Source organism: Rhodobacter viridis (assembly GCF_003217355.1).
GTDB classification, from domain to species: Bacteria; Pseudomonadota; Alphaproteobacteria; order Rhodobacterales; family Rhodobacteraceae; genus Rhodobacter; species Rhodobacter viridis.
Genome location: NZ_QJTK01000004.1, coordinates 207,285 through 220,761, shown reverse-complemented (window position 1 = coordinate 220,761; position 13,477 = coordinate 207,285). Strand labels below are relative to the sequence as shown.

General features: G+C 64.0%; 13 protein-coding genes. 2 read left to right on the top strand and 11 right to left on the bottom strand.

What is annotated here, in order from left to right; translation table 11 throughout:
* Positions 1 to 120 precede the first annotated feature (120 nt).
* Genes C8J30_RS08140 through C8J30_RS08110 form a run of 7 tightly spaced genes read right to left on the bottom strand, consistent with a single transcriptional unit; the run spans position 121 to position 7,803 of the window.
* A complete protein-coding gene (locus C8J30_RS08140) occupies positions 121 to 1,275 on the bottom strand; it encodes an iron-containing alcohol dehydrogenase (RefSeq protein WP_110805347.1) in 1,155 nt (384 codons plus the stop codon).
* The gene (locus C8J30_RS08135; RefSeq protein ID WP_110805346.1) at positions 1,272 to 2,660 is read right to left on the bottom strand and encodes an aldehyde dehydrogenase family protein; all 1,389 of its coding nucleotides are present in this window, start codon (positions 2,658 to 2,660) and stop codon (positions 1,272 to 1,274) included. The genes C8J30_RS08140 and C8J30_RS08135 overlap by 4 nt, the downstream gene beginning before the upstream one ends.
* 40 nt (positions 2,661 to 2,700) lie before the next feature.
* The gene (locus C8J30_RS08130) at positions 2,701 to 4,065 is read right to left on the bottom strand and encodes a glutamine synthetase family protein (RefSeq protein WP_110805345.1); all 1,365 of its coding nucleotides are present in this window, start codon (positions 4,063 to 4,065) and stop codon (positions 2,701 to 2,703) included.
* Between the two features lie 56 nt (positions 4,066 to 4,121).
* Entirely contained in the window at positions 4,122 to 5,156 is a 1,035-nt protein-coding gene (locus C8J30_RS08125) for a TRAP transporter substrate-binding protein (RefSeq protein ID WP_110805344.1), read from the bottom strand.
* Positions 5,157 to 5,201: 45 nt separating this feature from the next.
* Positions 5,202 to 6,527: a TRAP transporter large permease gene (locus C8J30_RS08120; RefSeq protein WP_110805343.1), complete on the bottom strand. Its 1,326-nt coding sequence runs from the start codon at positions 6,525 to 6,527 to the stop codon at positions 5,202 to 5,204.
* Positions 6,527 to 7,033: a TRAP transporter small permease subunit gene (locus C8J30_RS08115; protein WP_110805342.1), complete on the bottom strand. Its 507-nt coding sequence runs from the start codon at positions 7,031 to 7,033 to the stop codon at positions 6,527 to 6,529. Before C8J30_RS08115 ends, C8J30_RS08120 begins: the two co-directional genes overlap by 1 nt.
* Positions 7,033 to 7,803, bottom strand: coding sequence for an N-formylglutamate amidohydrolase (locus C8J30_RS08110; protein ID WP_245909729.1), 771 nt, complete (start codon positions 7,801 to 7,803; stop codon positions 7,033 to 7,035). The genes C8J30_RS08115 and C8J30_RS08110 overlap by 1 nt, the downstream gene beginning before the upstream one ends.
* Positions 7,804 to 7,956: 153 nt before the next feature.
* Here C8J30_RS08110 and C8J30_RS08105 point away from each other — a divergent pair, with 153 nt between their 5' ends.
* Complete coding sequence (locus tag C8J30_RS08105) at positions 7,957 to 8,829, top strand: MurR/RpiR family transcriptional regulator (protein WP_110805340.1); 873 nt, start codon at positions 7,957 to 7,959, stop codon at positions 8,827 to 8,829.
* 132 nt (positions 8,830 to 8,961) lie between these two features.
* Here C8J30_RS08105 and C8J30_RS08100 read toward each other — a convergent pair whose 3' ends face one another.
* From C8J30_RS08100 to C8J30_RS08085, 4 genes are all read right to left on the bottom strand, one after another.
* Positions 8,962 to 10,008 carry an ABC transporter ATP-binding protein gene (locus C8J30_RS08100; RefSeq protein WP_110805339.1) on the bottom strand — a complete coding sequence of 349 codons (1,047 nt, stop codon included), beginning with the start codon at positions 10,006 to 10,008 and terminating at the stop codon, positions 8,962 to 8,964.
* Entirely contained in the window at positions 10,005 to 10,787 is a 783-nt protein-coding gene (locus C8J30_RS08095) for an ABC transporter permease (protein WP_110805338.1), read from the bottom strand. Before C8J30_RS08095 ends, C8J30_RS08100 begins: the two co-directional genes overlap by 4 nt.
* On the bottom strand, positions 10,784 to 11,674 hold the full coding sequence (locus tag C8J30_RS08090; protein ID WP_394341920.1) for an ABC transporter permease: 891 nt from the start codon (positions 11,672 to 11,674) through the stop codon (positions 10,784 to 10,786). Before C8J30_RS08090 ends, C8J30_RS08095 begins: the two co-directional genes overlap by 4 nt.
* 72 nt (positions 11,675 to 11,746) lie before the next feature.
* A complete protein-coding gene (locus C8J30_RS08085; RefSeq protein WP_110805337.1) occupies positions 11,747 to 12,844 on the bottom strand; it encodes an ABC transporter substrate-binding protein in 1,098 nt (365 codons plus the stop codon).
* Positions 12,845 to 13,135: 291 nt separating this feature from the next.
* Here C8J30_RS08085 and C8J30_RS08080 point away from each other — a divergent pair, with 291 nt between their 5' ends.
* The gene (locus C8J30_RS08080; protein WP_110805336.1) at positions 13,136 to 13,453 is read left to right on the top strand and encodes an antibiotic biosynthesis monooxygenase; all 318 of its coding nucleotides are present in this window, start codon (positions 13,136 to 13,138) and stop codon (positions 13,451 to 13,453) included.
* The last annotated feature ends 24 nt before the right edge of the window (positions 13,454 to 13,477 follow it).

The window sequence follows — 13,477 nt, the reverse complement described above, 5'->3', positions numbered from 1 at the left end:
TTTCCTTGTCGAGACGAGAGCGAAACGCAGTCTTTTGGGCCGGAATGTCGGGGCATGGCAGCAAAGCCGCAACAGATGGGGGTTGGGCCCGGCGGCGCGTGGAACCGCCGGGCCGGACCCTCACATGCAGGTGTCGAAGAGCGCGCGGGTGTTTTCCCGCGTCATCTCGATCGGGTTGCCGCCGCAAGACGGATCTTCCAGAGCCATCTCGGTCAGCATGTCGAGGTCTTCACGCTTCACACCCATCTTGGTGAGGGTATCGGGGATGTTCAGCTCCTTGTTCAGCGCCACCACCGCGGCGCGGAAGCCATCGAAGCCGCCCGCGATGCCGATATAGGCCGCGGCCTTCTCGATCCGCTCCTCGATGGCGGCGCGGTTGTAGTCGAGCACCATCGGCATCACGCAGGCATTCGTGGTGCCGTGGTGGGTGCCGTAGACCGCGCCGACCGGGTGCGACAGCGAATGGATCGCGCCCAGCCCCTTCTGGAAGGCAACGGCGCCCATCGCGGCGGCCGACATCATATGCGCGCGGGCCTCGATGTCCTTCGGATCCTTGTAGACCTTGGGCAGGTTTTCAAAGACAAGCCGCATCCCTTCCAGTGCGATGCCCTGCGACATCGGGTGGTAGAAGGGCGAACAATAGGCCTCGAGGCAGTGCGCCAGCGCATCCATGCCGGTCCCCGCGGTGATGAAGGCGGGCATGCCCACCGTCAGCTCCGGGTCGCAGATCGTGACCGCGGGCATCAGCTTCGGATGGAAGATGATCTTCTTCTTGTGGGTGGCGGAATTCGTCAGCACCCCGGCGCGGCCGACTTCCGAGCCCGTCCCCGCGGTCGTCGGCACGGCGACGATCGGCGCGATCTTCGTGGCATCGGCGCGGGTGTACCAGTCGTCCACATCCTCCAGATCCCAGACCGACAGGTCGGCCCGCTGATCGGCCATCAGCGCGATCATCTTTCCCAGATCAAGCGCCGAGCCGCCGCCAAAACAGATCACGCCATCGTGGCCGCCCGCCTTGTAGACGGCGATGCCCGCGGCCATGTTGCCCTCGTTCGGGTTCGGATCGACCTCGGAAAAGACCGCCCGGCCAAGCCCGCCCTTGTCCATCACATCAAGCGCTTGGCTCGTGATCGGCAGCGAGGCCAAGGCCTTGTCGGTGACCAGAAGCGGCTTCGTGATGCCGACCGACTTGCAATGCTCGGCCAGCTCCGCGATCCGGCCGCAGCCGAATTTGATCGGCGTCGGGTAGTTCCAGTTTCTGTTCGGAACGCTCATTTCGTCACCTTCTTCAGATGGTAGGATTTCGGCCGGGTGACCGAGTAATAGCCAAGCGCCGACAGCGCGGCGCCGCGGCCGGTGTCCTTGCAGCCGGTCCAGCACAGGGCCGGGTCGAGGTAATCGCAGCGGTTCATGAAGACGGTGCCGGTCTCGATCCGCGCGCCGATGGCGGCCGCGCGCTCGACATCCTTGGTCCAGAGCGAGCAGGTCAGGCCGTAAGGGCTGTCATTCATCGCGGCGATCGCCTCTTCGTCATTGGCGACCGACATGATGCCGACCACCGGGCCGAAGCTTTCCTCGCGCATCACCCGCATCTCGTGGTTCACGTTCACGAGGATCTGCGGGGCGAGGTAAGCGCCGCCGTCGTCTTCGGGGAAAAGCGCCGGATCGATCAGCGCCGTCGCGCCCTCGGCGATGGCTTCCGCCACCTGCTCGCGCACGACATGGGCAAAGCGCTTGTTCGCCATCGGCCCGAGCGTCGTCGCCGGATCGAACGGATTGCCAAGTTTCAGCGCCTTGACCCAGGCGACCGCCTTTTCGACAAAGGCATCGTAAAGGCTTTCATGCACATAGATCCGCTCGATGCCGCAGCAGCACTGACCGGCGTTGAACATCGCCCCATCCATCAGGCTGTCCACGGCGGCGTCCAGATCGGCGTCGTCCATCACGTAGCCCGGGTCCTTGCCGCCGAGTTCCAGCCCGAGCCCGGTGAAGGTGCCCGCCGCCGCGCGCTCGATCGCAGCACCACCACCGACCGAGCCGGTGAAGTTGATGAAGTTGAAGGCGCGGTTCTGCAGCAGTTCCTCGGTCACGTCATGGGTCAGATAGACATTCTGGAACACATCCTCGGGCAGGCCCGCCTCAAGGAAGGCCTCGACCAGACGCTCGCCCACCAGCATGGTTTGCGTGGCATGTTTCAGCACGACGCTGTTGCCCGCGATCAGCGCCGGAACCAGCGTGTTGACCGTGGTGAGGTAGGGATAGTTCCACGGCGCGATGATGAAGACGACGCCCACGGGTTCGCGCGCGAGAGTGCGGCGGAACTTCTCGCTGTCTTCGACCACGGTGGCCGCGAGGGTCTTTTCGGCGATCTCGGACATGTAATTCGTGCGCTCGTTCACGCCGCCGAATTCCCCGCCAAACCGCGTCGGACGGCCCATCTGCCAAGCCAGTTCCTCGACCACGCGGTCTTTCATTTCGTTCAGCTTGGCCACCCCGGCCTTTACCAGCGCGATGCGCTCCGCCAGCGGACGCGCCGCCCAGTCCACCTGCGCCGCGCGCGCACGGGCCGCAACCTCCTCGGCCTCGGCGAGCGTCAGCGCCGGGCGCTCCGCATAGACCCGCCCATCCACGGGCGAGATACATTGGATCATCTTCGTCATGTCGACCTTCCTTTGGAGCCCCTCCGGCCCCGTGAAACTGTTACGCGCGCTCGAAGCCCCGGTGACGCTCGAAATCGGTCACCACCCGCAGGCTTTCCTCGATCTCCCAGCGCGCGGCATGGTAGTAATGCTCGACCACATCGGCCCCAAGGGCCCGGGTCAGGAAATCGGAATCCTTCAGCGCCTCGGCCGCCTCGATCAGCGAGCGCGGCACTTCCGGCGCGGTCTCGGACTGATACAGGTCGCCATTCACCGGCTTGCCCGGATCGAGCATCTGTTCAATCCCCTCGAGCCCCGCCGCCAGCAGCGCGGCACAGGCCAGATAGGGGTTGAGATCGGCGCCCCCGATCCGGCATTCGACGCGGACCGATTTCGTGTTCTCGCCACAGATGCGATAGCCCGCGGTGCGGTTGTCCAGCGACCAGACCGCCTTCGTCGGCGCGAACATGCCGACGCAGAAGCGCTTGTAGCTGTTCACATAGGGGGCAAGGAAGACCGCGATCTCGCGCGAAAAGGCCAGCTGACCGGCCAGATAATGCCGCATCACCTGGCTCATGCCATGCTCGGCCGCGCTGTCGTAAAAGGCATTCTTGCCCTCTTTCCAGAGCGACTGGTGGATATGGCTCGACGAGCCCGCCTTGCGGTGATCGTATTTCGCCATGAAGGTCACGCTCGCCCCATGCTGCTGGGCGATTTCCTTCACGCCCAGCTTGATCAGCGAATGCATGTCGGCAGTGTCGAGCGCGTCCGAATATTTCGCGTTGACCTCTTCCTGACCGGCTTCCGCCTCGCCCTTCGAGCATTCGATCGGAATGCCCGCGGCGTAAAGCTTGTTGCGGATCTCGCGCATGATCTTTTCGTCGCGCGCCGAGCCCATCAGGTTGTAATCGACATTGTAGCGCGCCATCGGCGTCGGCAGCGGATAGCCCGCATCAAAGAGCGCCGGGAAGCTTTCCTCGAAGAGGAAGAATTCAAGCTCGGTCGCCATCATCACGTCAAAGCCCATCGCCTTGGCGCGCTCGATCTGGCGTTTCAGCACGGTGCGCGGCGCATGCGGGACAAGCTCATGGGTGTGGTGATCGAGCACATCGCACATCACCAGCGCCGTGCCCGGCGCCCAGGGGATCGTGCGCAAGGTCGACAGGTCGGGCTTCATCACATAGTCGCCATAGCCGCGCGACCACGAGGACGCCTTGTAGCCCGGCACGGTGATCATCTCCATGTCGGTCGCCAGCAGATAGTTGCAGCAATGCGTCTCCTCATGCGCGCTTTCGACGAAATGCGCGGCATGGAAGCGCTTGCCCTGCAAGCGACCCTGCATGTCGCAGATGCAGGTGATGACGGTGTCGATCTCGCCCTTGGCGACGGCATCCTTCAGCGCGGCGAAGGTCAGGTTTGCGGGCATCTCTCTCTCCTCCTCGGGCGGGGAAGGGCCGGGGCTGGTCCCCCCGGCCCCACCGATCAGTAGCGATAGGGCACGCCGGCCTTGACCATCGTGTCGTTGTATTTCTTGATGATTTCGACCACCTTCGCCTTCAGCGGGCTCTCAGCGGCGATCTCGTCCCAGAACTTCGTCGCGGCTTCCTCGATCTTGGCATAATCCTCGGGCGGAAGCGAGGTCAGCGTCATGTCGGCGCCCTCGACGCGCAGCTTGGCTTCGCCCGCCCAATACCACCACTGACGGCGATAATGCGACTGGTCGAAACAGGTCTGCATGAGCTGCTGCAGATGCGGCGGCACGGCGTTCCAGCGCTCCATGTTGGCGAAGAAATGCCCGATCCAGGCGCCCGAGATGTTGTTCGTCAGGAAATAGGGCGCGACCTTCGACCAGCCCGAGGTGTAATCCTCGGTGATGCCCGACCAGGCAAGGCCATCGAGTTCGCCGGTTTGCAGCGCCACTTCCACGTCTTCCCACGGCAGGGTGACCGGGATCACGCCGAATTGCGCCAGGAAGCGCCCGGCGGTCGGGAAGGTGAAGACGCGCTTGCCGTTCAGATCGGCGAGCGATTTCACCGGCTCCTTCATGTTGAAGTTGCACGGATCCCACGAGCCCGCCGAGATGTGCTTGATGCCGACCTTGGCGTATTCTTCCTTCCAGATCTGATCGAGGCCCCATTCGTTGAAAAGCGCGGGCACATCGAGCGAATAGCGCAAGGCGAGCGGGAAATAGCCGCCGAACACGGTGACTTCAGTGGGCGAGGCCATGCTGTCATCGTCCGACTGCACCGCATCGATGGTGCCGTTCTGCATCGCCCGGAACAGCTCGCCCGTGGGAACGAGCTGGTCCGAGGTGTAAAGCTCGATCTCCATCTGGCCATTGGCGATGGTGTTGAAGGCGTCGATGGCGGGCTTGACCACCTGCTCGGCCAGCACCGTGCCGGCATAGGTCTGCAGCCGCCATTTGATCGGCGCCGATTGCGCCAGCGCCGGCGTCGCCAGCCCCGCCGCAACACCCACCGCGCCGGTGGTGAGGAACTTCCGTCTGGTCGTCGTCATTTCTCTCTCCTTGTCGGTTGATGCCCCATTTTCGGGGTCGTTCACTCAGCGCCCGAGCATCACCTGCGGCAGCCAAAGCGCGATTTGCGGAAACACCATGATCAGGACAAGCGTCAGGATCATCACCAGAACGAAGGGCCAGACCGAGCGGTAAATCACCGGCAGCGTGTATTCCGGCGGCGCAAGGGCCTTCATCAGGAACAGGTTATAGCCGAAGGGCGGGGTCAGATAGGCGATCTGGCAGGTGATCGTGTAAAGCACGCCGTACCAGATCAGATCGTAGCCGAGCGCCTTCGTGAGGCTGACATAGACCGGGGCAACAATGACGAGCATCGCGGTGTCATCGAGAAACATCCCCATGATCAGGAAGCTGACCTGCATCAGCACCAGGATCTGCCAAGGCGCGAGCCCCAGATCCTCGGTGAAGAAGGTCTGGATCGAGCGGCCCGCCCCGAGCCCGTCGAAGACCGCGCCAAAGGACAGCGCCGCGGTGATGATCATCATGAACATCACGGTGATCAGCAGCGTCTGTTTCGTCGCGGTTTCAAGGACATACCAGCTCATCCGGCCCTTGGCCCAGGCAACAAGCACGGTGGCGGCCACACCGACGACCGAGGTTTCGGTGAGCGAGGCCCAGCCCTTGATGAAGGGCAGCATCATCGCGACGAAGATGAAGACCGGCAGCAGCCCTGCGCGCAGAAGCTGGAACTTCTCGGCGCGGCTGATCGCGGCGCGTTCCTCGGCCGACATCCGCGGCGCGAGCGACGGGTTCAGCCAGGTACGGATGATGATGTAGAGGATGAAAAGCGCCGCCATCAGCAGCCCCGGCATGATCCCGGCCAGCCACAGGTTCGACACCGGCTGGCGCGCGATCATCGCGTAAAGCACAAGCACGACCGAGGGCGGGATCAGGATGCCAAGCGATGAGCCCGCCTGAATCACCCCCGAAATCATCAGCTTGTCATAGCCGCGCCGCTGCAACTCGGGCAGCGCGATGGTAGCGCCGATCGCCATCCCCGCGACGGAAAGGCCGTTCATCGCGGAAATCAGCACCATCAGCAGCACCGTGCCGATCGCCAAGCCCCCCGGCAGCGGCCCCATCCAGACGTGAAACATCCGGTAGAGATCCTCGGCGAGGCGCGTTTCGCTCATCACATAGCCCATGAAGACGAACATCGGCAACGTCAGCAGCGCGGTCCATTTCATCAGCTTCATCACGGCGGAAAAGCCCATGTCGGTGCCGCCATCGCCCCAAAGCGTCAGCGCGGCCACGACGGCGACGATCCCGATCGCGCCAAAGACGCGCTGCCCCGTCAGCATCATCAGCAGCATCGTCGAGAACATCAGGGCGGCAATAGTATTGTAATCCATCAGATCTTCTCCCCGCGCAGGGTGGCCACGTCACGGATCAGAAGCGAGACGGATTGCAGAAGCATCAGCCCGAAGCTCAGCGTGATGATGGTCTTGATCGGCCAAAGCACCGGGCGCCAGGCGGTCGGGTTCTTTTCGTTCATCTCGTAGGAATAGACGGTGCTGTCGAAGGCGCCGTAAAGCATCACGCCGAGATAGAACATCAGGCAGAAGACGGTGAACACATCCGTCAGCGCCTGCCCCTTGTGCGACAGCCGCCCATAGATCAGGTCCATCCGCACGTTCACATCGGTCTGCAGCGCCCAAGGCGCCCCCAGCATGTAATAGGCGACCAGCGTGAACTGGGCCATCTCGAGCGTCCACAGCGCCGGGATGTGGAACGCCTTCGTCACCATCGACCAGATCATGATCGCCATGATGATATACAGCAGATACATGGCGAACCGGCCGATCCGCCGGTTCAGACCGTCGACGAACTGCACATAGGCAACAAGGGCGCGCGGCATCAGGCTGTCTCCTCGGTGGCACGCAGTTTCGCGAGCGCCGCAAGCAGCACCGGGGCGAGGCGCTCGGCCATCGCCTCCTGCGCGGACGTGTCGGCGATCAGATCGTTGCGGATCTCCAGCATCGCATTCCTCAGCCCCATCGGCGTGGCCTGAAGCGCCAGCGTATGGGTGACTTCGTCGGCGGCAGAGTAAGGCTCGTTCAGCCGTGCGTCGAGCGTGGTCTGGGCCTTCGCCGTCTCGAAGATCGCATGCGCCAATGCGGGATCGGCGTCATGGATGATGCCGAATTCGACAGCGCGGGGCTGGCCGTGCCAGAGCGGGGTGAAGGAATGGATGGTGATCACGACCGGGCTTTGCCCCAGCGCCAGACGCTCGGCCAAAAGCCCGCGCAGCGCGGCGTGAAACGGCAGGTAAAGCGCACGGGTCCGGTCGCGCCGCGCCGCGGGCGACAGGGCTTCATTGCCGGGGATCGTGTAGATTTCGGACCGCGCCGCGCTCGCGCCTTTCGACTGCGGCGGCCGGTTCAGATCATAGATCAGCCGCGAGGTCGTGGCCCGCACCAGCGCCGCATCAAGCCGCCGCGCCAGCGCCCGGGCCAGACCCAGCGCGCCCGGGTCCCAGGCGATATGGGCGTCACGTTCGGCCGGGCTCAGGCCCAGATCGCCCCAGCGGGCGGGAAAGGCATTCGCGGCATGTTCACAGACGAGAACGAACGGGCTTGCAGCCGCGTCTCCCTCGATGACGACCGCGCCTTCTGTCGGATCTTCCACCTTGGCTCCCTGGTCTTGACGGCGATTCTGCGATCTCCTGTCTTGCAGGCTTGACCGGACGCAAGAAACTGTCAACATTATTTCAAGGGGAGCAATTCTGTTACAATCTGTTCGGCGGAGGCAGACAGCCTTTGCCGCAGCGAGGTGCCCGTTTTGGCAGCAGGCAAGGCCACGATCGAGGAGCAGCTGCGCGGCGCCATCGAGACGATGACCCGCGCCGAGCGGCAGCTGGCGGGGCATGTGCTGCGGCATTATCCGGTGGCATTGCTCGGCTCGGTCACGCAGCTGGCGAAGGCGGCGCAGGTCAGCTCGCCGACGGTGGTGCGGCTGGCGCAGAAGATGGGCTTTGGCGGCTATCCGGGGCTGCAGGCGGCGGTGCGCGACGAGTTGGAGGCGCGGCTCGAAGGGCCCTTGTCAAAGCACGACCGCTGGTCGGCGCAGGCGCCGAAAGCCCATGTTCTCAACCGCTTCGCCGATGCGGTGCTGGGCAATCTGCAGGCGACGCTCGCTCAGATCGATCAGCAGGATTTCGATGCTGCGGCGCAGCTCATGGCCGATCCCGCGCGCAAGGTTTTTGCCACGGGCGGCCGGATCACGCTCGCCATGGCGGAATATTTCGTCACCCACATGAAGGTGATCCGCCCCGAGGTCGAGTTGCTGATGCCGGTCTCGAACGCCTGGCCGCCCGCGCTTTTAGAGATGCGGCGCGGCGATGTGCTTCTGGTCTTCGACATCCGGCGCTATGAAAACAACGTGCTGCAACTGGTCGAGATGGCAGCCGAACAGGGGGCCGAGGTGGTGCTGGTCACCGACCCCTGGGTGAGCCCGGCGGCGGCGCATGCGCGCTATCGGTTCTCGGTTCAAGTCGAGGTGCCCTCGGCCTGGGACAGCACGGTGGCCATTCAACTGCTTGTCGAGACGCTGATGGCCGCGGTGCAGGATCTGACCTGGCAGACGACGGCAGACCGGATGGCGCGGCTTGAAGCGCTTTACGAGCGCGCGCGGTTCTTTCGTGGGCGGAAGTAGGGGGGCGCTGCCCCCCTCTTGCCTTCGGCAATTCACCCCCCGGGATATTTGGGGCAAGATAAAAGCACGATCTGCGCTTCTCATTTATCTTGCCCCAAATATCCCGGGGGTGCGGGGGCAGAGCCCCCGCCCTTAGCCGCCGATAACGAGCAGATCCGCCGCATTGAGGCCGAGCGTGACCTCGGTTCCCACTTCCGGCGGCGCGGCGTGGCTGTTGTTGAACGTGTCGAACGCGATCGGCTGGCCCGCCAGATCGGCGCGCAGCCGGATCACCGAGCCAAGGAAATCGACCTCGCGGATCGTCGCCGAAAGCCGCGTGTCGTGGTTCCCCTGCCCCAGCGTCACCGCCTCGGGGCGCAGACCCAGCGTCACGGGCCCCGAGGGCAGCGACCGGCCCAGCGCAATCTCGGTCGCGCCCAGCTTCACCCGGCCATTCGCCGCATCAAGCACCTGCACATTGAGCGTGTTCAGCGTCCCGACGAAGCTGGCGACGAAGCGGGTCGAGGGGCGGTTGTAGATGTCAAAGGGCGTGCCGACCTGATCGGCGATGCCCTCGTGCATCACCACGACGCGGTCCGACATCGACAGCGCCTCTTCCTGATCATGGGTGACGAAGATCGTCGTGATACCCAGCTCGCGCTGGATCGCCCGGATCTCGTTGCGCAAGGATACCCGCACCTTGGCGTCGAGCGCCGAGAGCGGTTCGTCAAGCAGCAGCACCGAAGGTTTCGGCGCCAGCGCCCGGGCCAGCGCGACGCGCTGCTGTTGCCCGCCCGAAAGCTGGAACGGATAGCGGTTGCCCAGATCGGGCAGGCCGATCAGCGACAACATCTCCTCGACCCGCTTGTCGATCGCGGCCTTGGGCGTGCCCTTGACCTTGAGCCCGAAACCGACGTTCTGCGCCACGGTCAGGTTCGGAAACAGCGCGTAAGCCTGAAACACCATGCCGATATTGCGCTGGTTCGGCTTGAGGTCCGTCACCTCCTTGCCGGCGATGGTGATCGCGCCAGAGGTCGGCAGCTCGAACCCGGCCACCATCCGCAGCACGGTGGTCTTGCCGCAGCCCGAAGGGCCGAGCAGCGAGATGAACTCGCCCTTCTCCACGGTCAGGTTGAAGTCTTTCACCACGCGCAGCGTGCCGAAGCTTTTTTCCAGATGGGTCAGCGAAAGATAGCTCATCTCGGGGCCTTGTCGTGTTTGGTGAACCGGGTCACGAGCTGGATCAGCCCCATGCAGGCCCAGGTGATGATGAAGGTCAGGGTCGAAAGCGCCGAGGGTTCATAGGCGCGGTTCGCCCCCATCAGCTGCAGGTAAGGCCCGAAGGCGGGTCGGTCGAGCAGCGCCGCCAGCGTGAATTCACCCATGACGATGGCGAAGGTGACAAACGCGCCCGAGAGCACCGAGACAAGCACGTTCGGCAGGATCACCCGTGCGAGGATCGTCACCCACCCTGCGCCGAGCGATTGCGCGGCCTCGGTCAGCGTCGCCACGTCGATGGTGCGCAGCCCGGTATCGATCGAGCGATACATGTAAGGCAGGCTCAGCGTCGCATAGCCGAAGAGCAGGAGCAGGTTGGTGCCGGTGGTCGATCCGGTCAGCGGCAGCCAGCTCGAGGTGTTGTAAAGCCGGATATAGCCGAAGACGATGACGATGGCCGGGATGACGAGCGGCAGCAGGGTGACGAATTCGATCACCGGGCGCCACTCGGGCAGCTTGAGCCGCACCCAGAACGCCGTGGGCACCACCAGAAGCGCGCCGAAGACGATGGTCAGAAGCGCCATCAGCACGGAATAGCTGAGCGTCTGACTGAAGCGCGGATCGGCAAAGACGACGCGATAGGCCTCGAAACTGTATTGGCCGCGCAGCATCGAGAGCGAGAACTCCACCATGCCGATCAGCGGCAGGATGAAATAGGCCATCCCGAAAATGAAAATGGCCCAGGCGGCAAGGCGCTTCATTTCAGCCACCTTTCGGACCGCATCCGCAGCCAGATATAAAGGATATTGGCCAGAGCGGTGATCAGGATCATGCCAAAGGCCATCGCATAGCCCAGATGCGGATTGCCGAGCACGTCACCGCGGATCTGCGCAAACAGCATGATCGGCACGATGTTCAGGCTCGACCCGGTCAGCGCGATGGCGGTGGCGACGGCGCCGAAGGCATTGGCGAAGAGAAGCGCGAAGGTGCCCAGAAGCGAGGGGAACAGGATCGGCAGCGCGACCGAGGTCCAGTATTGCACGGCGCTGGCCCCAAGCGATTGCGCCGCCTCGCGCCATTCCCGCTTCAGCCCGTCCAGCGCCGGGGTGATGATCAGGATCATCAGCGGGATCTGAAAGAAGATATAGGTGATCGTCAGGCCCCAGAAGCTGAGGATGTTGAACCCATAGGCGCGCAGGTTGATGCCGAACTCGGTGCGCAGCCAGACCGTCACAAGGCCCAGCGGTCCGAGCGTGGCGAGGAAGGCGAAGGCGAGCGGCACGCCCGCGAAGTTCGAGGCAACACCGGAGAAGGTGAGCAAAGGCGCGCGGATGAAGCGCGGCAGCCCACCCAGCACCATCGCGGCTGCCATCAGGAACCCGATCAGCGCGCCCAGCGCGGCGGAGGCCACGGAAATCTTGATCGAGATCCAGTAGCTCGACAGGATCGAGGGGGTGAAGAGCCCGGCCAGATTTTCCAGCGTGAAGCTGCCATCGGCGCGCTGGAAGGCGCCGATCACGATCTTCATCGTCGGCGCGATCAGGAACAGCCCGACGAACAGCGCGAAGGGAACGATGCCAAGCCAGGCAAAGCTCAACCGTCGGCGCGGCGCGATCGGCGGGGCGGCGGGGGGGGATGTGTCGGTCACGGGAACCCTTGGTCCGGAGCGGGAAAGCCGCCCCCGGGACCCCCGGAGGCGGCGCAGACTGTGTCGAGCCGATTACTGGACGTTGGCGCCCACGACCTTGTCCCAGCCCGCGGTGACGGCGGCCTTGTTGGCATCCACCTCGGCGAGGGTCGGGAAATAGGCCTTGGCATAGGCGTCAGCCGGCGGCAGCGCCGCGAGCAGTTCCGCCGGAACCTTGCCCGCCGCCGACATCGCGTTGAAGCGCGCCGGGTGGCAGTAGCCCTTCAGCCAGAGATTCTGACCTTCATCCGAATAGAGGTATTCCATCCAGAGTTTCGCGGCATTCGGGTGCGGCGCATAGGCCGAGATCGCCTGCACATAAACGCCCGCCAGAACGCCCGTCTGCGGCACGACGATCTCGACCGGCGGGTTGCCCTTGAGGGTGTCGCGCGCGGCAAGGGCGTTGTAGTCCCACATCACGACAATCGGCGTCGCGCCCTGAGCCAGCGTGCCGGCCTTGCCGATCACCGGCACGAAGTTGCCCGCGTCGTTCATCGCCTTGAAGTAGTCGAGCCCCTTGGTCCCGGCTTCTTCGCCAGCCTTGCCGCCATTGGCCATGCCCGCGGCCAGAACCGCGAGGATCGCCTGGTTCGAGGCGCGCGGATCGCCCGCCAGCGCCACTTGACCGGCGTAGTCCGATTTCAGCAGATCGGCCCAGTCGGCGGGCGGGGTCGGCACGAGATCCTTGTTCACCATGAACGACATGACGCCATAGTAGTCGCCATACCAGTAGCCGTCGGCATCCTTCACCTCGGCCGGGATGTCATCCCAGGTCGAGACCTTGTAGGGCTGGATCAGCCCCTCTTCCTTGGCTTGCGGGCCGAAGGCGAGACCGACGTCGATCACGTCGGGCGCCTGCGGGCCGGTGTTGCCCTTGTTGGCGCGAATCGCTTCCACTTCGTCGGCCGAGCCCGCATCGGGGTTCAGCTCGTTGATCGTAATGCCCGGATACTTGGCCTTGAAGCCCTCGATCACCGCCCCGTATCCACACCAGTCATGCGGTAGCGCGATCGTCGTCAGCTGGCCTTCGGCCTTGGCGGCAGCTTCCAGCGCGGCCATGTCTTCGGCGTGAACAAGCGCCGTCGTGGCCATCAGCGCAGCGGCGCCTGCAAGGACGTGCATCGGTTTCATCTGTCTCTCTCCCCGTTATCGGAAGGTTGGGCCCACTATGGGCACCAGCCAGCACCTAGGCGCTCTCTGTGACAGTCTGTTGACAGGGCGGTCCCCGGCGGTCGGTCTTGGCCGACTTCGAAAGACTTGCCCGAAAACCAGCCGCTTGCAACATTTCTGTTATCGTTTCGTCACATTCGACCGGAGCGCGAGTCTTCCCCCGGGGCAGATCGCGCCTCCTGCGCGAGGGGGGTGGATTTTTCGGGCAACTGCGTCATTCTGGATCCGGAGAGGACCGAAAGGGAGGATGGAATGGCCGAGATTACCAAGGATTTCACCGGTCAGACGGTGATCTGCACCTTCGAGATGACGCCCGCGACGGCGATGGAGCTGATGGAGGCGCTCAAGGCCGCCTACACCGACTGCATCAGCAAGTCCGAGGGCTTCATCGGCGCCGGGCTGCACATGAATGACGCCCACACCCGCATCGCCACCTATTCGAAATGGCAAAAGCGCGGCGATTATCAGGCGATGCTGCGCAGCCCCGAGATGATCACAAGGAACCGCCACATCGCCACGCTCTGCCGCAGCTTCGAGCCGGTGATGTATGAGGTCGCCGCCGACTTCTAGGTCCGCTTCGGACAGATTCAGGGT